The sequence below is a fragment of the Arthrobacter sp. Bi83 genome (assembly GCF_918698095.1).
Taxonomy (GTDB): domain Bacteria; phylum Actinomycetota; class Actinomycetes; order Actinomycetales; family Micrococcaceae; genus Arthrobacter.
Genome location: NZ_CAKKLY010000020.1, coordinates 1 through 20414 on the forward strand (window position 1 = coordinate 1; position 20414 = coordinate 20414).

Annotated in this window: 20 protein-coding genes; 4 read left to right on the forward strand and 16 right to left on the reverse strand. The window is 66.5% G+C overall.

Translation table 11 applies throughout. From position 1 onward, the window contains the following. Window positions 1-139 precede the first annotated feature (139 nt). A complete protein-coding gene (gene ppc, locus LQ144_RS11085) occupies window positions 140-2950 on the forward strand; it encodes a phosphoenolpyruvate carboxylase (protein ID WP_230118760.1) in 2811 nt (936 codons plus the stop codon). Between the two features lie 408 nt (window positions 2951-3358). On the opposite strand, the gene LQ144_RS11090 is transcribed toward ppc, so the two are convergent. The 3 genes from LQ144_RS11090 to LQ144_RS11100 are packed head-to-tail and all read right to left on the reverse strand — an operon-like array spanning window position 3359 to window position 6390. Next, entirely contained in the window at window positions 3359-4117 is a 759-nt protein-coding gene (locus LQ144_RS11090) for an ABC transporter ATP-binding protein (RefSeq protein WP_230118761.1), read from the reverse strand. Continuing rightward, window positions 4110-5249, reverse strand: a complete 1140-nt coding sequence (locus LQ144_RS11095) for an iron ABC transporter permease (RefSeq protein ID WP_230118762.1) — start codon at window positions 5247-5249, stop codon at window positions 4110-4112. Before LQ144_RS11095 ends, LQ144_RS11090 begins: the two co-directional genes overlap by 8 nt. Continuing rightward, window positions 5239-6390, reverse strand: a complete 1152-nt coding sequence (locus LQ144_RS11100) for an ABC transporter substrate-binding protein (protein ID WP_230118763.1) — start codon at window positions 6388-6390, stop codon at window positions 5239-5241. The genes LQ144_RS11095 and LQ144_RS11100 overlap by 11 nt, the downstream gene beginning before the upstream one ends. Before the next feature lie 184 nt (window positions 6391-6574). On the opposite strand from LQ144_RS11100, the gene LQ144_RS11105 reads away from it, so the two are divergent. Beyond that, window positions 6575-7348: a DUF6390 family protein gene (locus tag LQ144_RS11105; RefSeq protein ID WP_230118764.1), complete on the forward strand. Its 774-nt coding sequence runs from the start codon at window positions 6575-6577 to the stop codon at window positions 7346-7348. Between the two features lie 113 nt (window positions 7349-7461). Here LQ144_RS11105 and LQ144_RS11110 read toward each other — a convergent pair whose 3' ends face one another. The 11 genes from LQ144_RS11110 to LQ144_RS11160 form a co-directional block, all read right to left on the reverse strand. Beyond that, window positions 7462-7800 (reverse strand): hypothetical protein, encoded by a 339-nt coding sequence (locus LQ144_RS11110; RefSeq protein ID WP_230118765.1) that lies wholly within the window; start codon window positions 7798-7800, stop codon window positions 7462-7464. Window positions 7801-7858: 58 nt separating this feature from the next. Beyond that, entirely contained in the window at window positions 7859-8116 is a 258-nt protein-coding gene (locus tag LQ144_RS11115; protein WP_230118766.1) for a HypC/HybG/HupF family hydrogenase formation chaperone, read from the reverse strand. Window positions 8117-8129: 13 nt separating this feature from the next. After that, window positions 8130-8723 carry a hydrogenase maturation protease gene (locus LQ144_RS11120; RefSeq protein ID WP_230118767.1) on the reverse strand — a complete coding sequence of 198 codons (594 nt, stop codon included), beginning with the start codon at window positions 8721-8723 and terminating at the stop codon, window positions 8130-8132. Window positions 8724-8835: 112 nt separating this feature from the next. Then, on the reverse strand, window positions 8836-10332 hold the full coding sequence (locus LQ144_RS11125) for a hypothetical protein (protein WP_230118768.1): 1497 nt from the start codon (window positions 10330-10332) through the stop codon (window positions 8836-8838). Beyond that, complete coding sequence (locus LQ144_RS11130; protein WP_230118769.1) at window positions 10329-11042, reverse strand: DUF6084 family protein; 714 nt, start codon at window positions 11040-11042, stop codon at window positions 10329-10331. The genes LQ144_RS11125 and LQ144_RS11130 overlap by 4 nt, the downstream gene beginning before the upstream one ends. Continuing rightward, a complete protein-coding gene (locus tag LQ144_RS11135; protein WP_230118770.1) occupies window positions 11039-11722 on the reverse strand; it encodes a DUF5947 family protein in 684 nt (227 codons plus the stop codon). Before LQ144_RS11135 ends, LQ144_RS11130 begins: the two co-directional genes overlap by 4 nt. Before the next feature lies 1 nt (window position 11723). Continuing rightward, complete coding sequence (locus tag LQ144_RS11140; protein WP_230118771.1) at window positions 11724-12716, reverse strand: NifU family protein; 993 nt, start codon at window positions 12714-12716, stop codon at window positions 11724-11726. A 5-nt stretch (window positions 12717-12721) separates the two neighbouring features. Beyond that, entirely contained in the window at window positions 12722-14518 is a 1797-nt protein-coding gene (locus LQ144_RS11145) for a nickel-dependent hydrogenase large subunit (RefSeq protein WP_230118772.1), read from the reverse strand. 27 nt (window positions 14519-14545) lie between these two features. Then, window positions 14546-15604 (reverse strand): hydrogenase expression protein HypE, encoded by a 1059-nt coding sequence (locus LQ144_RS11150; RefSeq protein WP_230118773.1) that lies wholly within the window; start codon window positions 15602-15604, stop codon window positions 14546-14548. 29 nt (window positions 15605-15633) lie between these two features. Continuing rightward, window positions 15634-16518: a hydrogenase nickel incorporation protein HypB gene (gene hypB / locus LQ144_RS11155; RefSeq protein ID WP_230118774.1), complete on the reverse strand. Its 885-nt coding sequence runs from the start codon at window positions 16516-16518 to the stop codon at window positions 15634-15636. 3 nt (window positions 16519-16521) lie between these two features. Next, on the reverse strand, window positions 16522-16851 hold the full coding sequence (locus LQ144_RS11160; protein WP_230118775.1) for a hydrogenase maturation nickel metallochaperone HypA: 330 nt from the start codon (window positions 16849-16851) through the stop codon (window positions 16522-16524). A gap of 137 nt (window positions 16852-16988) precedes the next feature. Here LQ144_RS11160 and LQ144_RS11165 point away from each other — a divergent pair, with 137 nt between their 5' ends. Both LQ144_RS11165 and LQ144_RS11170 read left to right on the forward strand, forming a co-directional pair. Then, on the forward strand, window positions 16989-18119 hold the full coding sequence (locus LQ144_RS11165) for a HoxN/HupN/NixA family nickel/cobalt transporter (protein WP_230118776.1): 1131 nt from the start codon (window positions 16989-16991) through the stop codon (window positions 18117-18119). 76 nt (window positions 18120-18195) lie between these two features. Beyond that, window positions 18196-18501 carry a hypothetical protein gene (locus LQ144_RS11170; RefSeq protein WP_230118777.1) on the forward strand — a complete coding sequence of 102 codons (306 nt, stop codon included), beginning with the start codon at window positions 18196-18198 and terminating at the stop codon, window positions 18499-18501. Window positions 18502-18520: 19 nt separating this feature from the next. Here LQ144_RS11170 and LQ144_RS11175 read toward each other — a convergent pair whose 3' ends face one another. Then, the gene (locus LQ144_RS11175) at window positions 18521-19150 is read right to left on the reverse strand and encodes a DedA family protein (protein WP_230118778.1); all 630 of its coding nucleotides are present in this window, start codon (window positions 19148-19150) and stop codon (window positions 18521-18523) included. A gap of 39 nt (window positions 19151-19189) precedes the next feature. Continuing rightward, window positions 19190-20305, reverse strand: coding sequence for a serine hydrolase domain-containing protein (locus LQ144_RS11180; RefSeq protein ID WP_230118779.1), 1116 nt, complete (start codon window positions 20303-20305; stop codon window positions 19190-19192). Window positions 20306-20414: the final 109 nt, after the last annotated feature.

The window sequence follows — 20414 nt, forward strand, 5'->3', positions numbered from 1 at the left end:
CTTCAAGGACGCGACGGCATCTGAGACATATTCCCGGCTGCAGCACGCTCCGGGTAACATTCCATAGGAACAAGTAACCCGGCTCACAGTATCCAGCGCAGTGTACGAGCCAAGTCCGAACCCTCGAAAGATAGTTTCCATGGCTGACACTGCAATGAATTCCGAAACAGATCTCGCCGCAGAACTCCGTGCGGACGTGCGCCGCGTCTCCACCCTGCTGGGTGAATCGCTGGTCCGCCAGCACGGCCCCGAGCTCCTGGATCTCGTGGAGCAGGTGCGCCTGCTGACCAAAGAATCCAAGGAGGCCGCCCGTGGCGGTGCGGATGCCACCGGTCCATGGAGCGCGCACGACGTCGTTGCCCAGGTCCGCGAGTTGCTCGCCTCCCTGCCGCTTGAGCAGGCGACCGACCTGGTCCGCGCCTTTGCCTTTTACTTCCACCTGGCCAACGCCGCTGAACAGGTCCACCGGGTCCGCGGCCTGCGCACGCGGCAGGAGAAGGACGGCTGGCTCGCCAAGGCCGTCGCCGACATCGCCGGCCAGGCCGGCCCGGCCGTGCTGCAGGAAGTGGTCAACGAACTGGACGTGCGGCCCATCTTCACTGCCCACCCCACCGAGGCCTCCCGCCGTTCGGTGCTGGACAAGATCCGCAAGCTCTCCGATGTGCTGGCCGAGCCCACGGCGGAGGGCACCACTGCCCGCCGCCGGCAGGACCGCCAGCTGTCCGAGATGATCGACCAGATGTGGCAGACGGACGAGCTCCGCCAGGTCCGGCCCACCCCGGTGGACGAGGCCCGCAACGCCATCTACTACCTCAACAGCATCCTCACCGACGCCCTGCCCGAGATGCTCACGGATCTGTCCGCACTCCTCGGCGAGCACGGCGTCACCCTGCCTGCCCAGAACGCCCCGATCAGGTTCGGTTCGTGGATCGGCGGCGACCGCGACGGCAACCCCAATGTCACCGCGGCCGTGACCCACGACATCCTCCAGCTGCAGAACCAGAACGCCGTCCGGATCAGCATTGCCATGCTTGACGAGCTCATCTCGATCCTGTCCAACTCCACGGCCCTGGCCGGCGCGGACCAGGCGCTGCTCGATTCGATCGACGCGGACCTCGCGAAGCTGCCCGGCCTGGACCGGCGCATCCTCGAGCTCAACGCCCAGGAGCCCTACCGGCTCAAGCTGACCTGCATTAAGGCCAAGCTCATTAACACGGGCAAGCGGGTGTCGGCAGGATCGGCGCACCAGTCCGGCCGCGACTACACCTCCACCGAGGAGCTCATCTCCGAGCTGGAGCTGCTGGAACTCTCGCTGCGGAACCACTCGGCGTCGCTCGTCGCGGATGGTGCCCTGGCCCGCGTCCGGCGCGCCATCGCCTCCTTCGGCCTGCACCTGGCCACCCTGGACATCCGCGAGCACGCCGACCACCACCATGACGCCGTCGGGCAGCTCATGGACCGCCTGGGCGGCCCTGGCATCCGGTACGCCGAACTGACGCGCGGCGAGCGTCTTGAGGTGCTGAGCGCGGAACTGGCGTCCCGCCGTCCGCTGTCCGGCCACCCGATTAAGCTCGACGGCGTTGCTGACGGCACGTACGACGTCTTCCGCGAGATCCGGCGCGCCCTGCGCACCTACGGCCCCGATGTCATCGAGACGTACATCATCTCCATGACCCGCGGCGCGGACGACGTCCTTGCCGCTGCCGTCCTGGCACGTGAGGCCGGGCTGGTCAGCCTCTTCGGCGACGCCCCGTACGCAAAGATCGGCTTCGCCCCGCTGCTCGAAACCGTGGAGGAACTGCGGGCCTCCGCGGAGATCGTGGACCAGCTGCTGTCCGATCCCTCCTACCGCGAACTTGTCCGCCTGCGCGGCGATGTCCAGGAAGTCATGCTGGGCTACTCGGACTCCAACAAGGAGTCCGGTGTGATGACCAGCCAGTGGGAGATCCACAAGACCCAGCGCAAGCTCCGCGACATCGCTGCCAAGCACGGCGTCCGCGTCCGCCTCTTCCACGGCCGCGGCGGATCCGTCGGCCGCGGCGGCGGGCCCACGTACGACGCAATCATGGCCCAGCCCAACGGCGTGCTCGAGGGTGAAATCAAGTTCACCGAACAGGGCGAAGTCATCTCGGACAAGTACTCGCTGCCGGAACTGGCCCGCGAGAACCTGGAGCTGTCGCTGGCCGCCGTCATGCAGGGTTCCGCGCTGCACCGCACCCCGCGGACGTCCGATGACCAGCGTGAGCGCTTCGGGCACGTCATGGAGACCATCTCCGACGCCGCCTTTGCCCGTTACCGCAGCCTGATCGATCACCCCGACCTGCCGGCGTACTTCATGGCCTCCACGCCCGTGGAGCAGCTCGGCTCACTCAACATCGGTTCCCGCCCGTCCAAGCGCCCCGACTCGGGCGCCGGCCTCGGCGGCCTGCGGGCCATCCCGTGGGTGTTCGGCTGGACCCAGTCCCGGCAGATCGTGCCCGGCTGGTTCGGCGTGGGCTCCGGCCTGAAGGCTGCCCGCGAGGCCGGCAACTCAGGCCAGCTCGTGGAGATGATGGAAGGCTGGCACTTCTTCCGCTCGGTGCTCTCCAACGTGGAGATGACGCTTGCCAAGACGGACATGGACATTGCCGGCTACTACGTGGACACCCTGGTTCCCCCGGAACTGCACCACCTGTTCCGCGCCATCCGCGAGGAGTACGAACTCACGGTCACGGAAATCCAGAACCTCACCGGCGAGAACGTGCTCCTGGACGCCCAGCCCACGCTCAAGCGGTCACTGGAAATCCGCGACCAGTACCTCGACCCCATTAGCTACCTCCAGGTGGAACTACTGCGCCGTGTGAGGGCCGAAGGGACCAGCATTTCCGGTGCCGAGATCGACGAGCGCCTCCAGCGGGCCATGCTCATCACCGTCAACGGAGTCGCGGCCGGCCTGCGCAACACGGGGTAGCGCCGGGCGTTCAACCACCGACGCTCTCTCACTTCCTGCTGTCTTTTCCCAACGCTCTCTCACTTCCTGCCGTCTTTTCCCAAACGCTCTCTCACTTCCTGCCGTCTTTTCCCAAACGCTCTCTCACCCGGTGAGAGAGCGTTTGGGTTTTTGGTGCGGTAGGTGAGAGAGCGTTTGGGTTTTTGGTGCGGTAGGTGAGAGAGCGTTTGGGTTTTTGGTGCGGTAGGTGAGAGAGCGTTTGGGTTTTTGGTGCGGTAGGTGAGAGAGCGTTTGGGTTTTTGGTGCGGTAGGTGAGAGAGCGTTTGGGTTTTTGGTGCGGTAGGTGAGAGAGCGTTTGGGTTTTTGGTGCGGTAGGTGAGAGAGCGTTTGGGTTTTTGGTGCGGTAGGTGAGAGAGCGTCGTGGCGGGGTCAGGGGTGGTCGCCGTATGCCGGGCCGTAGTGCACCACGATGGTCCGGCGGCGCGTGTCATCGTCGGCATAGGTGACTGTGCTCAGCGGCACGCCGTAGAGGTCGGATAGCGCCGAGTCCGTGAGCAGCTCCGAAGCCTGACCAGTCCGGGCGCCGCTGCGGCCCAGGAGGACCACGCGGTCTGCGAGCTGCAGGGCATGGTCGGGGTGGTGGGTGCTGAGCAGCAGGGCCATTCCGCCGGCCATCAGTTCGCGCAGGAGGGTCAGGACCCGGACCTGATTTTTCAGGTCAAGGCCCGTAGCGGGCTCGTCCAGCACCAGGACGGGGGAGCCGGATGCGATCGCCCGCGCGATGAGAATCAGCTGTTGCTCGCCGCCGCTTAGGGTGGGGAACAACCGGTCCCGCAGGTCGCCGGCGCCCACGCGTTCCATCGCCTCCGCGGCAGCTGCCCGGTCCGCAGACCCCGGTGTCCGGAAGACACTTACATGCCTCGCCCGTCCCATCAGAACCATGTCCAGCGCGCGGTAGGCGAAGGCGCTGCCGTGGGCCTGCGGCACGTATCCGGCGCTTTCGGTGCGGCGGACCGTTCCCTCTGCCGGTGCGAGCAGCCCGGCGGCACAGCGCACCAGGGTGGTCTTGCCGCTGCCGTTGGGTCCGAGCACTGCGGTGGCCGTGCCGGCCGGCACCCGGAAACTGACGTTCCGAAACAGCCACTCCTTCGCCGTGTAGCCGAAGCCCACCCGCTCCAGTTCAAGCACTGTCCCAGATCCTTTCCCGGTTCCGGCGCAGAAGCAGGAAGAAGGCGGGCGCGCCAATCAGGGCGGTGAGCACTCCCAGCGGAATCTCGCCGGCAGTCGCGGTCCGGGCAAGTGTGTCGACCAGGACGATGTAGGCCCCGCCCAGCAGGAAGGACACGGGCAGCAGTACCCTGTGGTCCGGTCCCACCCACATCCGGGCAAGGTGCGGAACCACCAGGCCCACCCAGCTCACTGCACCGCTGACAGCAACCGCCCCGGCCACGATCAGCGCTACCGCGACCAGCACAACCCAGCGCAGCGGACCGGGCTGTACCCCCAGGGCGGCGGCGTCGTCGTCGCCCAGTGAAAGCACGTTGATGCGCCAGCGCAATAGCAGGAGTATCGCGGCGCCACCCAGGACGGGGACCAGCGCCACCAGGACCTTCGTGAACGTGGCTGTGGCAACGCTGCCAAGCAGCCAGAAGACGATGGCCGGCAGGGTGGTGTTGGGGTCCGCGATGTAGGTGACCAAAGCGACCAGGGCGGAGAAGAACGACCCCGTGACCACCCCGCCGAGCACGATCATCAGCATCGGGGTTCCTGCCCGGCCCGAGGTGATCAGGAACAGCGTGGCGAGGGCAACCAGGCCAAAAACGAAGGAACCGGCGACCAGCAGGAACGTGCCCAGGCCGAGCAGCAAAGCCAGGGAACCGCCGAAGGACGCGCCGGCGGAAACCCCGATGATTTCCGGGCTGACCAGCGGATTGCGGAAGATGGCCTGCAGGGCCGCGCCCCCGATCGCCAGGCCGCCGCCCACCAGCAGGGCGAGCAGGATCCGCGGCATCCGCACGAGCAGAACGACATTCTGCTCCGTGCCGCTTGCCTCGGTGGGGAACGGAACGAGCTGGGCACCGAGGATCTGGACGACATGCCCCACCGGCACGCTGTACCGGCCGGCTGCCAGTGCCAGCAGTCCTGCGGCTGCCAGGAAAACGGCGGTAAGCGCGATGGGCCCGAAGATGGCAGGTTCGCGGCGCCGGTCGAGGGGACCCCGCCCCGATGCCTTCCGGTCAGCCCGCAGGCGGCGGCTGTTCAGGCCCCTGCGGTTCAGGCCCCTGCGGTTAAGGCGCGGAGTCCTCGCTTCATCCAGCATTGAACTGTTGGTAGTGGGCGGACCCGCCGTTTGCCTCAGTCCAGAGAATCTTATCCAGCTCCTTTGCCGTCAGCTCATGGTTGTAGAGGAACCGGAAGTATTCGGTGGCTTTGCCACGCAGCCCCGACTGCTGCCGAGGGAAGGCGATGTCGGCCAGCCAATGCCACATCAGCGGCGACTCCTGGCCGGGCGGGTCCCAGCGGTAGCCGCCGAGCGGCACCTTGTACACACGGCGGGTGCGCACCGCAGAAACGTCCTTCCACACGGGATCGGAGTAGATGTCCTGGGGCATGGCCGCATCGAAGTTGCCCAGCAGGATCACCTCGGGGTCCCAGCGCAGGACCTGCTCGACGTCGAGACCCACCATGCCGGACCCCGGCAGGGGATCGTTGCCGGTGGCTGGGTTGGTTGCCCCCACGAGCTTGATGTAGAAGTCGTTGTAGCTGTTGGCTGCAGCAACCTTCAGGCCGCCGGTGAAGCGGTTGAAGTAGAGAACGCTGGGGCCCTTGGTGCCGCGGCCGGCTGCCAGAGATTTGATCTCCGCCAGTTCCTGGTCGCTGCGGGCCTTGATTTCGGTGGCGCGTTCCGGTTTGCCGAGCATCGCGGCGAACAAGGTCACCCAGGCGTCCACGTCCTCCTGCCTGCCCGTGTTTTTCAGGCCGATCACCTGCAGGCCGGCCTTCTCCAGCGGTTCGATGAGTTGTTCATCCGACCACTGGATGACGACGTCGGGGTTCAGGGCGCGCACGCTCTCAACGTTCGCTGTGAAGTCCTGGGTGGCGATTTCATGCGGCAGGTCCAGGGTGCGGGGAAACATGGTGCCCATGATGCCGTCGCGCATCGCCACCCAAGACACATTGTGCATGGCGGCGAGATGGTCGGCGCTTCGGTCCACGGCCACGAGCAGCGATGCGGAGGGCATGGGGATGGTCACCACGCGGGTGACGGGCTGGGCGAACGTGAGGGTCTTGCCGCGCTGGTCGGTGACGCTGATGTTTTCCGCGCCGGCTTGGGTGCCGCTGCCGGAAGGGGACGACGGCGGTGCGGAGCCGGATGCGCCGCATCCCGCCAGAAGGGCTGCTGAACCTCCCGCCACAAACACCTGAAGGGCCGTGCGTCGGTTCAGATCGGCGACTCCCATGTCTGACCCCCTGAGCTCGGTTCTTCACAGCATCCGCTCGAACCGCATGGCTGTCAACGCTGCCCATCGCAGGCTTCCCATTCGCCGCTTGCCGGGTTGCGGGCTGTCCGGTACTTGCCTGCCACTTGTCGGTGACAGGGGCCGGTGTTACTTTCAGAGGACCCTTGCAGAAGGTGGCCAGCTGATGGTTATCGACGGTGCCCAATTGTTTGTCCGCTATGCCTACCCGCCGAATTCGCGCGGCAGCTGCGGGCCCCCGGACAGTGACGCACTCCTTCACTACGGCCAGTCTGGCGTGACCGACGAGGGCCTGCGCGAATTGGCCAAGGGCTTCGCGGGGGCGTGGCCTTACCTGGAATTGATCGCCGGCTCCCATGGCATACCGGACCCGCTGGACGCCCGCGTCGTCGAGGCGTATTGGGTGGGCAACAGCCTGCTGGACTCCGTGGGCATCACCAACATCGGCAACTCCATGGAAGACCGCTTCCGTGCACGCACGGGCAGGCAGTTCCCGCACCTTGTGGAAGGCGTTCTGGCCGGCGGAGTACCGCACCACAGTTTCCATGTCTTCGAGATCTACCCGTGGTTGGGTCTGCTCCGCGATGACCGCCGGTACGCCACAGCGTTGCACGTGCTGGACCGGTGCCGGATCCGGTGGGGTGAGGTGCTGGCTGTCACCGGCGACGACGCAGTAGTGCGTACCTGGCCGCTGTCATGGGATGGAACGACGCTGGATGTGGGCGGCCCGGAGGTGGAGTCGGCCAAGTATGCCGTAAACGGCACCGGCTTCGTGGCGGGCCTCGCGGCAGGGGACGTGGTGTCACTCCACTGGGATTGGGTGTGCGACCGCCTCAGCCCGCATCAGCTGCAGCAGTTGAAGTACTTCACAGCCCGCCACCTCAAGATTGCGAACAGCGGCGTGGAGCACCGTGGCGCAGCAATAGCGCTGGAGCGGTAGAACTGCCTCAGCGTTGCGGATAGCACTGCGCCCGGCGTACAGCGCCCTGCGGCGGCAACCGGACGTAGGCATGGTCCGGACGTAGACATGGTCCTGGCGGCAGATGCCGAAAGCTATGGTGAGTGCGGCGCCGCGCCGTCCGTATCTTCTGGAGGCTTCACGCCGGTGGAACCGCGCGGAGACGACGTGCCGGTGGGACGCTCAGCCGGAGATTCGTCGGTGCCCGTGTGTTCGCGCCCGGCCTCCGTGCCCTCCTGTTTGAGCACGTCCTCACCCCGACGGGTGGTGCTCTCGCCGACACCTCGCGGTGGGGGAGCCGCGTCCTCGGGGGTTTCATCAGAGCCGGGGTGTGCCGGCTCCCTTAGCGGCGGTTCGCTGCCGAACGCGCGCGCCGTGCCCGGGGCTGTCCCTTCGGCCGGCTCGGTCGGAGTGGGTTCATCCGTGGGTGACATCTTGCTCTCCTCGCTGTATTTGTGTTCGTCAGCCGCCTCCGGCTGCCCTGACCGGTTTCTAGGGGGTATCACCTTCGGGTTCTCTGGGGCGACCCATCAGTTCCAGGCCGGTCATTGCCCGTTCGGCGCCTGCGTCGTCGACCCGCTCCAGGGCGAAACCCATGTGGATGAGAACCCAGCTGCCCGGCGCCAGCGGGCCGTCGTCGAGAAGTCCGATATTGATTTTCCGCCGCACACCGGCCACATCAACGAGGGCGAGCTGACCGCCGTAGCCCTCCACGAGCTCAATGACCTGGCCTGGTATTCCGAGACACATGACCGCTACCGCCTTAGGTTCTGATGGAAGAGTGCCGGACACTGTGCCGGGCAACGAGCGAGCCGACGGCTTCCACTGCCCGCGGAACGGCGGCCGCAACCGTGGCGGAGAGGCCGAGGCCTTCTGTCACGTCCGCGGGAACGCAGCCCACCACATAAGTGAGGGGCAGCTCTCCGCCGAGGGACCGGAGGCGGCCAAGGACGGCTACCGGGTCCATGCCATGCGGGTCGAGGGAAGCGGCGCCGTCCAGATCCTCGCTACGTACATGCAGAACCCGGATGCTTCCCGGGGCTGACTCCGAAGGCGGTTCGCGTGCCGCTGACGGGTCCGGGTCCGCTGGTCCCGCTGCGTGCAGGTGCCCGTCAGGCGGCACCGCATCCACGAGCACCAAAACGTCCACGCCGCCCAGCAGGTCGTAGGCCAGATGCATGCCCCGAATGCCGTAGTCGACCACCGTTACGCCCGGCATCGGCAGGGCTGCCTCCGCGGCCAGCCTCCGTGCGACCTCCGGACCGAACCCGTCGTCACGCAGGAAGATGTTGCCCACTCCGGCCACGAGGACACGGACCGCGGGGGAGGTGGTGGGGGGCTGGATGCCGGACGTCACATCCGGCGCACCTTCATGTAGCGCTGGATGTCCGGGACGGAGCGAAGCCCCACGTAAACAGCGCCGAGGGCTACCGCCGCGAGAACCCAAACGGTGGCCATTCCTACAATTCTCATCGCGGGCCTTCCTTTCCATCCTGATCCTGAAACCGGGGACTTGTTCCGGGCGGCATGGGTTCCAACGGTTCAAGTTCTTCCGGCGCGTAGTAGAAGGACCTGCCGTAACCCTCATGGAGGTCCGCAGCCGGGTCCTGCTCGAGCACCAAGCCAACGTGGGTGCTGCCATCGACGTCGAAGTGGACGCTCGTGACGCGCCCCGTTTGCCCGGCAAAAAACAGATCCTGGGCGTCCGCCCGCCGGGTGGGATTCACCCTGACCCGGCTGCCGCGCGACACCGGGACCCCGTTGATCAGGACCGCGTCTTTGTCCGGCTGGACACTGGCGTCCGCCTCGGGGTCCCACCACGGTCTATCACCGGCGGTCTCATCGCCGGGTGTGGCGTAAAGCGGCGGCCCGTCCGACGGCGGACGGCCCTCCGGCGCAGGGCCCGGGTCACCCAGCGCACGGGGATTACGCAGGATGCCATGCAGTTGCTGCAGTTCCTCGGCGGACATCGCTTCGCAGCGGTCGATGATCGCCGCCGCACGCGGATCCGTGGCACGGGCTTCCGCTTTTTCCTCCTCCGTCAGGGTCAGCACCCGCAGCGTGAGGATCTCGTCGATCTCGGTGGAGTCATACAGTGCCACCGAACTTTCCGGCGCTACCGCAGGATGGTCGTAGAGAATGATGGGGGAAACAAGAAGTACGTCCGTCTGGCCTTCCGGACCGGCCAGCACAGGCCAGCAGCGGTGCTGGGAGCACTCCGAGGCGGCATCCTGTGCGTCCTGGGGCGGCTCGAGCAGGGAGAGGAAATCCCCGTCCCTCAGGTCCAACAGCAGGTGGGTACCGATGAACGATGCGGCGATGGCGCTGTGACTGTTGCCCCGCCCGCGGACGTCCGATGCTGCGAAGTCCGTGGCCGTGTTCGCCGCCGACACCCGAAGCCGCACCAGCCGGCCGGTGACGGCGGTGGTTTCAAGCCTGACTTCACCCCGGAGTGCCCGGCGGCGGCGTACCAGCCGTCCGGCGGACTGCCCCGTCGGCCTTCCCCTGCCGTCGGTAAGTTCCTCGATGTCCTGGCCTGCCGGGACCTCCACCGGCACGATCAGCGGTGAGTCGGCCCCCGTCAGCTGCGAGAGCGGAAAGGGCCCCAGGGTTATGTCCTGTTCCACTGCCTCATCCCAGCTGATCCAGTGAGCGGTACCGATGGTGAGCTCATCCACCGGACTGAACCCGCCGCCGTCGTCCGCTTTTTCCGCGGTGCGCGTCTGAAGCTGCAGGAAGCGCAGATGCACTTCCACCTCGGCCTGCGGCCCGCGGCTCAGCAGGCAGTCGGCGTACATGCCGGGTTCTTCCCCGGCACCCGAGTCCGCCGCACCCGGCGGGCCGAGGATGCCAAACTGCCAGCGCGCCTGGTTCTTCTGCGACGAGGCGCGGTAGGGGTACAACAGGTAACCCTCGTAAAGGACGGCATCCGCCACCGCCCTGGCAAGGCTCAGACTCATGTTCATGGGACCAGGCTTCCTGCCACACCGTCTCCGGCCGCGCCGTCGCCCGGCACCCGGGCGGCCGCGCCGTCGCCCGGCACCCGGGCGGCTGCAGTAGCCAGCAGGCTTTCGACGGCGGCATCCCACGATGTGAGGCCGCGTGCGGACTTGTACTGCGCCAGGGCGGCCAGCACGTCCCGGTCCAGCCGGACCCAGCCGGCATTCGGGAAATACTGGTCCATCAGCCGGCGCCAGGCATCCACAGGCAGCCGGTAGGAAGCCTCGCGGTCCCAGGGCACTTGTTCTACGCCGAACCCCGTCTGCCCCTTGGTGAAGACGGTGCCGGAGAACAGCAGCTCCAGCGGAATTTCGCCCTCGCGGAGGGCATGCAGGTACTTGGCCGCGGCAACGTCGAAGTCAAAGGTGCAGGGCAGCGGCAGGTCGAATTCGGTGCTCCCCGTGAAGCCCTGCACCATGGTGCTGCATTGCATCCAGAGGAAGGACTTGAGGGTTGTGGGCCACCGGCCGCGGCCGCCGAAAAGGTCGAGCAGCCCTTGCTCTTCTTCGTCCGCGTACCCGCGGCGCTGCGGGAGAATGCGGACCTGGCACCGCAGGGCGATGGCGTGCACGGCGGCCCCGGTGACCTCGGTCAGCCGCAGCCGGGCTGTAAGTTGTGGTGCCGCCGCGTACGGCTCGGGCCGGATATCAACGACGGCGAACATCAGCTCGGTCACGGGAGGCCTCCGGGCACGGGTTTGCTGCGGCTGCTGATCCGGCTGAAGAACGCGGCGAGCTGGTCGCGGGCCTCCTGGCCGCCGTCGAAACCCCGCCAGCGGCGGCGGAGCTGGCCGACCAGTTCGTAGCACGCGTCGACGGGGACAAGGTGGCAGTCTGCCTGCGGTTGCGTGGGCCCGGGACCGCGGATCAGGAGGGCTTCGGTGTCCGGGGCGGCCAGGGACAGCGCGGGATTGCGCGCGAGCACGGCGTCCCAGGCGTCCAACGGCAGCTCCGATTCGGTGGCCCCGGCGGGCCCGGGGTAGAAGGCGACGGTCCGGTCAAGCCTGGAGCTGCGGAAGAAGAAGGCCAGGCCCACCGGAATTTCCAGTTCATCCCACTGTCCCGGGCCCAGCTCGAAGTCGGGAAAGGAGAAGTATCTGTCCGGTACCGAGCGGTAGCGGAGGTGGGCGTTGCTGTCGGTGAAGAGGAGATAGCAGGGGCGGCAGGTGCACATCATGGCGTGGCTCTCGAGGTCCACCACGTGCTGGTGCACGTCCGCGATGGGCTCACCGCACATCTCGCAGCGTTCACCGGGCGGGCCTGCAGGACGGCTGGCGGAGATCCTGCGGAGCAGGGCCACCGGCAGGCCGCCCGAACTGCCGGCGCCGACAGGCCGGGTCAGCCGCCCGGTCCCCATCTCAGCCGCCCTGCCCGGAGGCGACGGGTTCGGCGGCGCCCTGCCCGGAGGTGGCGGGTCCGGAAGTGGCCGGTACGGCGACGGACATCACGCCGCCCCGGACCAGCAGGGGCAACGGCTCCAGGTGCAGGTTCCTGTCCTCGAGGCACGCACCGGCCTGCCTGACATCGAAATGGCCGCGGCAGGTCGGGCAGCGCAGCAAACCTCCGCCAACTGGCGCCGCGAGGGCACGCTGCAGCGCCGCTCCCGCCATCGAACCGGTGCAGCGCGGGCAATAGTCGCGGTAGGCGTACACGTCCTGGCCGGTCCGGCAGGCCAGCACCGGGTAGCCGCCGACGAGGAAGCCCGCAACGTCGCCGGGTTCCAGCCCGGCGATCTCGGGGACAGGTTCCCAGGAACCGCCGGGAAGGTCCCGCCAGCCATGCCCGGCTGTTGCCTCCGCGGGATGGTTCATCCGCACCAGCAGCGCATCCACCGGGATCAACGCAGGCGTGGCAGCCTGCTTCTCCTGCTCGACGACCTCGATGGCCGTCACCTCCGGCGCGGCGGATTCAATCGCCTCCTCGACGGCGAACTTGAGCGTGACGGACGACGACGGGCAGCCCTGGCAGGTGCCGAGCAGCTTCAGCCGCACCACGCCCTCCGGGCTGATATCCATCAGTTCGACGTCACCGCCATGGGACCCAAGATACGGCCGGACGCTGTCCAGCGCCGCGGCTACACGGGCTTCCATGGACTGCGGATGCAGCCCGTGGATCACCAGCAGGCTGGACACGAGGTCGTCGGATGTCAGCGCCGCGAGGGTGCCGTCGTCGAGTTTTCCGCGTTCGTCGAGGATTTCCAGCATCCGTTCCAGACCCGAGCCGTACAGGTCCGTCACCTCGCGGACCAGGTCCTCGGCGCGCTCGCGGGCAACTGCGCCGCCGGCGCCGAGGGCGTCGAGGAGGGTGCCGATCCGGTCGCCCGTCTGCCGCGGCCGGTCCCCGCCGTGCATGGCCGTTACTCGCCGGTCAGGGTCTGGGTGGGTGAGTGCATCGTCTCAAGTGTTTGGCCGTTGCCCAGATACATGTGGACGCCGCAGGGGAGGCACGGGTCAAAGCTGCGGACGGTGCGCATGATGTCGATGCCTTTGAAGTGTTCCCGGTCGTTCTCCTCGAAGATCGGCTGACCCTGCACGGCATCCTCGTATGGGCCGGCCACGCCCGCCGAGTCTGTGGGGCTGGCGTTCCACGGCGTGGGCGGGTAGGGATGGTAGTTGGCGATCTTGCCGTCGCGGATCACCATGTGGTGCGACAGGACGCCGCGCACAGCCTCGGTGAAGCCGCAGCTGATTGCTTCGTCCGGGACCTCGAAGGTTTCCCAGGTCTTGGTGTGGCCGGCGCGGATTTCCTCCAGTGCCTTTTCCGCGAAGTGCAGCGCGGCTGCGGCGGCATACGCCTGGAAGTAGGTGCGGGCCCGGTTGCGCTCCAGCGTGTTGCTCCACTGCGGGATGTTCCACTCGAAGGAAACAGGACCCTTCAGCGCGGTCTTGGGCAGGTTGATCTGGACGCTCGTGCCGGTGGACTTGATGTAGCCGATGTCCACCAGCCCGGCCAGCGCCGTTGCCCAGAGGCGCGCCAGCGGCCCGCCGCCGGTGTCCAGCGCCAGGTTGTTCTGGCCGTCAAACCAGCGCGGGGACATGACCCAGCTGTACTTTTCCGCGAGGTCCCGCTTCTGCGGCCGCGGATTGGTGTGCTGGTTCCAGGGATGCCGCCGGTCCACCGGGTTGCCCAGTGGATCGTGGGTCACGAACATCTCCTGGTCTTCCCAGTCCTCGTAGTAGGAGGAGCCAAGCATGATCCGGATGCCCAGGTTGATCCGCACCAGGTCCGTGGTGACCAGGTTGCCGTCCACCACGACGCCCGGGGTGACGAACATCTTCCGGCCCCATTCGGTCATGTCCTTGTACTCGAAATTGCAGTAGTCGGGGTCCTGGAGCGAGCCCCAGCAGCCCAGCAGCGTGCGCCGCAGCCCCACCTGTTCGTACCCCGGCAGCGCCTCGTAGAAGAAGTCGAAAAGGTCGTCATGCATGGGGACGACTTTCTTCATGAACTCCACGTACCGCATGAGCCGCGTGATGTAGTCCGTCATCAGCTGGATGGTGGCAACTGTACCCACGCCGCCCGGGTAGAGCGTGGAAGGGTGCACGTGGCGCCCCTCCATGAGGCAGAACATTTCGCGGGTTGCCCGGCTGACCTGCAGCGCCTCCCGGTAGAACTCGCCGGTGAAGGGGTTCAGCGAGCGCATGATGTCGGCGATGGTCCGGTAGCCGTGCTCGCCCTCGTGCGGTGCCCGGGTGTTTTCCGCCTTGGCCAGGACGCCGGGGTTGGTCTCGGACACCATCTTTTCGCAGTAGTCCACGCCCACCAGGTTTTCCTGGAAGATGTTGTGGTCGAACATGTACTCAGCCGCTTCGCCCAGGTTCACTATCCACTCACCCAGGTTTGGCGGCTTCACCCCGTACGCCATGTTCTGCGCATAGCAGGAACAGGTGGCGTGGTTGTCCCCGCAAATTCCGCAGATGCGGCTGGTGATGAAATGGGCGTCCCGGGGGTCCTTGCCCTTCATGAAGATGGAGTAGCCCCGGAAGATCGAGGACGTGCTCTTGCACTCCACCACCTGGTTGTTCGCGAAATCGATCTTGGTGTAGATGCCGAGGCTGCCGACGATCCTCGTGATCGGGTCCCAGGCCATCTCCACCAGGTTGTTGTTGTTGTCCGCGCCGCTCCGGGAAGGCATTGGAATCGTGGAGGTCATTTTTCTCGCCTGTCTGGAAGTGGGTGGTTACCAGGTGCGCTGCGCGCCGGTAAGGAGCTCGCGTCCGGGCCGGCGCCATTTCGGCTCCTGGTCCAGGGTGTGGGTGGTGATGCCGCGCAACGCCCGGATGGCGGATCCGTAAGGCCGGATGGTGTTGGTGGAGAGTTTTCCGCCCGGAGGCTCGTCCATGAAGGGCATGAACTTGTCCGGGAAGCCGGGCATAGTGCAGCCGATGCAGATGCCGCCGACGTTCGGGCAGCCGCCGATGCCGTTCATCCAGCCCCGCTTCGGTACGTTGCACTTGACCACCGGGCCCCAGCAGCCGAGTTTGACGATGCACTTGGGGGAGCCGTATTCGGTGGCGAAGTCGCCCTGCTCGTAGTACCCGGCACGGTCGCAGCCCTCGTGGACTGTCTTGCCGAACAGCCAGGTGGGCCGGAGCGCGTCGTCCAGCGGAATCATCGGTGCCTGGCCAGTGGCCTGGTACAGCAGGTAAGTCATGGTCTCGGAGAGATTGTCCGGCTGGATCGGGCAGCCCGGGACGCAGACAATCGGGATGCCTGCCTTCGATCTCCAGTCATAGCCGAGGTAGTCCGGGACTCCCATGGCGCCTGTTGGGTTCCCCGCCATCGCGTGGATCCCGCCGTACGTGGCGCACGTGCCGGCCGCAATGATTGCGGTGGCTTTCGGCGCCAGGCGGTCCAGCCATTCGCTCGTGGTGATGGGCTGGCCCGTCTCGAGATCGTTGCCGAACCCGCACCAGTAGCCGCCGGGGTCGTGGAGTTTTTCGTTGGGGATGGACCCCTCGACCACCAGGACGAACGGTTCCAGTTCCCCACGGTCCGCCTTGCGGAACCACTCCAGGAAGTCGTCGGCTCCTTCCTGGGGTCCGCACTCGAAGTCGATCAGGGGCCAGTGCATGGCAATCCGCGGCAGACCGGGCAGGGCGCCGAGGGCGATCTCTTCGACGCTGGGCTGTGTGGCCGCCGTCAAGGCAACTGAATCGCCGTCGCAGCTAAGTCCGGCGTTGATCCACAGCACGTGAATAAGGGCTTCTTCGGCCTTGATGGATGCTTCGGTAGGCATCGGTGCCTCTTTCGGTGGCCCGTGAGGGCTCAATGTGCGTCTGTCAGAGATTCAGTCAAGGGGTCTGACCGGGATGTCGAACCGTCCAACCAGCCGTACCAGGCAGCCAGGCCTTCGCCGGTGGCGGCCGAGACGGTCAGGAATTCGGCCCGCGGGTTGACCTGCCGGATGCGGCGCAGGCACTCGTCGACGTCGAAATCGACATAGGGGAGCAGGTCCGACTTGTTGACGATCACGAGGTCGGCTGCCATGAACATGTGCGGGTATTTCTGCGGTTTGTCATCACCTTCCGTTACCGAAACGACCACGACCTTGGCAGTTTCGCCAAGGTCGAAAAGAGCTGGGCAAACGAGGTTGCCCACGTTTTCAATAAAGACTGTGGAGCCGGTTTCCGGGTCCAGGGCGTCCAGTCCGCGCCGGAGCATGTCGGCATCGAGATGGCAGCCGGCCCCGGTGTTGATCTGGATGACCGGACGGCCCACTGCGCGGATCCGGTCAGCATCCAGGGACGTTTCCTGGTCCCCTTCAATGACGCCGGCCTGCAAGTGCTCGCCCAGGTCCGTGAGCGTGCGGACCAGGAGCGTTGTCTTGCCGGCGCCGGGCGAACTCATGACGTTGAAGGCCCGGATTCCGCGGCCGGCAAGCCAGCCGCGATTCCTTGCCGCCAGCAGGTCATTCTTGGCCAGCAGGTTCTGTTCGAGTGAGATGGTCTCAGGGTGGCAGAGGGCATGCTGATGGCCGGGGTGTTCGTGCTCGTGGCCATGCTCATGCTCGTGCTCGTGCTCGTGCTCGCGTTCGTGCTCGTGGCTGTGCCCGTGCTGATGCGGATGCTCATGCCCGTGGGTGTGGTGGGGTTCCTCGAGGGTTGAGACCCTGGTGTTCGCCTCATCGCCGCAGCCGCATGTTGTACACATCTATTACGCCACCTCCACAGACAGCACCATGAGTTCGCGGCCACTGAGAACTTCGACGTCCGCACTTCCGCAGGGGCAAAGCAGGATCAGGTCGGCAAGTTCGAATTTTTGGGCGCAGGTCCGGCAGCGGGCCAGGCCCTGAGGTTCATCGATCTGGAGCCGGGCGCCGGCCAGGGGCGTGCCGGCGGAAACAATGTCAAAGCAGAACCGCATGGCGTCCGGAAGCACGCCGGACAAAGGTCCAATTCGAAGGTTGACGCCGGTTACTGTCCGTTCCCCGGTGCGGTCCAGAACGGTGTCAACAAGGCTCTGCGTGATAGAGAGTTCGTGCATGGCGGCACTCCTTCCTGCCAAGATAGGCTCGCCGCGGATAAAGCGCAACCATCCAAAATGACTCCGGCGTATACTTCCGCTACATAGCGAAGTCATCCCAGCAGTCTGCATCGCATGTGGAACCCGAGGCTCGAACCATGAAGCAAACGGTGGCTGCGCGCTCGGCCCGCAGACGCGGCGGCCGCCGCGACCTGACGGGCCGGGAGTGGGCGTCGATCGGCGGCATGACGGCGTTCGTCGTGCTGCTGCACATCCTGGGCTGGGGCGTGCTGGCGGGTGTGGCGGCGCCGGAAAACGTCCAGTCTGGATCCGCCGGGGCGTTCGGCATTGGCCTCGGAGTTGCGGCCTACACCCTCGGCCTGCGCCACGCTTTCGACGCTGACCACATTGCGGCGATCGACAACATCACCCGCAAGCTCTGCGGCGAGGGCAGGCGCAGGATGTCTGTCGGATTCTGGTTTTCCCTAGGGCACTCGAGCGTGGTGTTCGGCATGTGCGCCCTGCTCGCGGCGGGCATCCGCAGCCTGACGGACCGGAGCGCGGCCGAAGCCACCGAAATCCACTCGGCACTTGGACTGATCGGCACCACCGTCTCGGGCCTGTTCCTTTATTGCATTGGCATCCTGAACCTCGGTGTCCTGCTGGGCATCCTTAAGTCCGTCCGGCGCATGCGCCACGGCGAAGACGGTGAAACCGAAGCGCAGGAGGTGTCCGGCGGCGGCCTGTTAATCCGGGTATTTGGCCGGGCGACACGGTTGATTACGCGCTCCTGGCAGGTGTACGGAGTGGGGCTGCTGTTCGGGTTGGGGTTCGACACCGCCACAGAGGTCAGCCTCCTGATTCTCGCCGGCGGAGCGGCGGCCTCCACCCTTCCCTGGTATGCGATTCTGACGCTGCCCGTGCTGTTTGCCGCCGGCATGAGCCTGCTGGACTCCATCGACGGCTGCTTCATGAACTTCGCCTATGGCTGGGCGCTGTCCAGGCCCGTCCGCAGGATCTATTACAACATCGTCATCACGGGACTTTCCGTCGCCGTCGCACTGGGCATCGGCTCCATCGAACTCATTTCCATCTTCGTGGAAAAGGCCGGGATAAGTTCGGGGCCGCTGGCTGCCATCGGCGGGCTCGACCTCAACTCGGTGGGATACACGGTCGTCGCTTTGTTCGTCTCGACCTGGATCCTTGCGCTGGGAGTCTGGCGCTTCGGCCACATCGAGGAGCGGTGGGCGAGTCCCGTCAGGAACGGTGACGCCGGCCAACGCAGCTAGCGGGCGGCGGCGCCAGCCCCCGGCAGGTGTCCACGGGAGTTACCTGCCAGTTCGCGCTGACGCTAGGGTGGATCCCATGCCGTCGTTCCAGACCAGACTCAAGATCACCGGGCTGAAGCCGGGCAACCCTCCCGAGGCCGTCATGGCCGCCGCTGTGGAGGCCCTGGGCACCCGCCATCACGTGGAATCGAATCAGCTTGACCTCGCGGGCGGCGTGCCGCAACTGAACCTTCGCTTCCTCGTGGAGGCCACCGAATACAGCGGTGAGAACAGCCAGGCGCTGGAATCGGCAGCAATGATGCGCGACGCCGTCGAACGCGTTGCGGTGACTGGCTCGCTTTCGGTGCTCCGCCGCAGCCGCGGCCGGTGGGCGCCCGTCTGACCGTAGCGGCCCCTGCCGTTTAGGGGGCAGGCTCTGCCGGACCGCCCGGTTCGTCCACCGGGGACCGGCTGCCGCGGCGCCGGGTGGCGATAATCCCGACGACGGCGCCGATCACCAGGCCTGCGGCCACCCCGATGAGCGAACTTGCCCAGAAGGGAAGCCCAGTGGTGGAACCGGTGAAGTAGCCGAGTCCCACGAGCCAGGTGGCCCAGAGCACCGCGCCCAGCCCGGCGCAGAGGCTGAAGCCGCGCGTCGAGACGTCTGCGATCCCGGCGGCAGCGGACGTCGCGAGCCGTCCGCCGGGAATGAACCGGGCACCGATGATGGTGCCGTACGTCGAGGATCGGCCCGCTTTGGCAATGGCTTCGTGGATGCCGTGGTGTATTTTCCGGCCCCACCGCCAGTGGTCCAGGACATGGCTCAGCCGGCGTTTGAAGAGCTGGAACACCACCACGTCGCCCACCCAGGAGGCTGCAGCAGCCAGCAGGCCGATCACGAACAGGTTGGCGCGGCCCTCGGCGGAGAGTGCGCCGCCGGTGATCAGGACCATCTCGGACGGGATTGGCGGGAAGATGGCGTCGCCGAGTACCGCCGGAATGATCCAGAAGTAGATCGCGGCTCCCCAGGTGTCCGCGTTGCCGAAGTCCATTGGCACAAGGTACCGCACTTGCGCGTCAGGACTTGCGCGTCAGGCCCACGGAGTGACGAGGATGCGCTTGAAAAGAGCGTTGTAGTTGTAGCCGGACGTGCCGTTGGTCATGATCACCGCGCCGAGGTTCCGGCCGGGGTAGAGGCGCATGACATTCCAGAACCCGATGCCCGTGCCGAAGTGTTCGACGTAGTTCGCACCGCTGCCGGTTGCGGGTTTCCGGAACCAGCCCTGGCCGTGCCGGAAACGGTTGCCCTGGACGGTGAGCCTGCGCATCGTTTGTGCGGTGGCCTCCCGGAGAATCCGGTGCTGACCGTGCATGCCGTCGTTGAGGTGAAGCTGGACGAACGCGGCGGCATCGGTCACAGGTCCCACCAGGCCCCCATAGCCGGCGCCGTCCACCAGGAAGGGATTCAGCGCGGTCTGGGAACCCTGCCGCGGCCCGGCAATGCCTTCCGGAAGGACCGCGGAAAGAAGCGGGGTGGCGGTCCGCGGAACCCTCACGTAGCCCGTGGCCGCGGGCCGCCCGGGTGCATAGGCAAACCCGGTGGCGGCCATTCCCAGCGGGTCCAGGACTGACCGCCGGACGTAGCTGTCAAAGGGCTCACCGGTGACCCGCCGGATGATTTCCGCCACCACCAGATACCCGACGTTCGAATATCTGCCGGCCTTGCCCACGGGATACCTGAACGGTCGACGCATCCCCAGGATTCTCCGGAGCATTTCCCCTTGGTCCGGGCCGGGCTCCCCGGCCCGATGGATCCATTTGAGCGGCAGCGGGTTGCCCAAGCCCGACGAATGCGTGAGGAGGTGCTGAACCGTGGGCTGCCGGTCACCCGGTGCCCGGACAAGGTCGACGTACTCGCTGACGGGAGCGTCGAGGTCCAGCCGCCCCTCGTCTGCGAGCTTCAACGCTGCGGTTGCGGTCACCGGCTTGGTCATGGAAAACCAGAGATACGCGGTATCGGCCGTAGCCGGCGTGCCGCGGCCAAGATCGGCGAATCCGAGTGCGTCCGTATGCACCAGGCCGCTCCGGGAGACTACCGCGAGCGACATCCCGGGAACGTGCGCACGGGTCATGAGCTCCCGCATCTCCGCCCGGATGGCGTCCCGGCGGTCATCCCCGGTGGATTCAGGCGCGGCTGGATCGGGCATCGTCAAGGCTCCGTTGTTGCAGGGTCCCGCATTCAGTAGAAGGGCCGGACTCCGGCACGTCAAGCCCTGCCGGTGTCCATGGCCGCGCCCGCTTCACGACCTTGGCGCG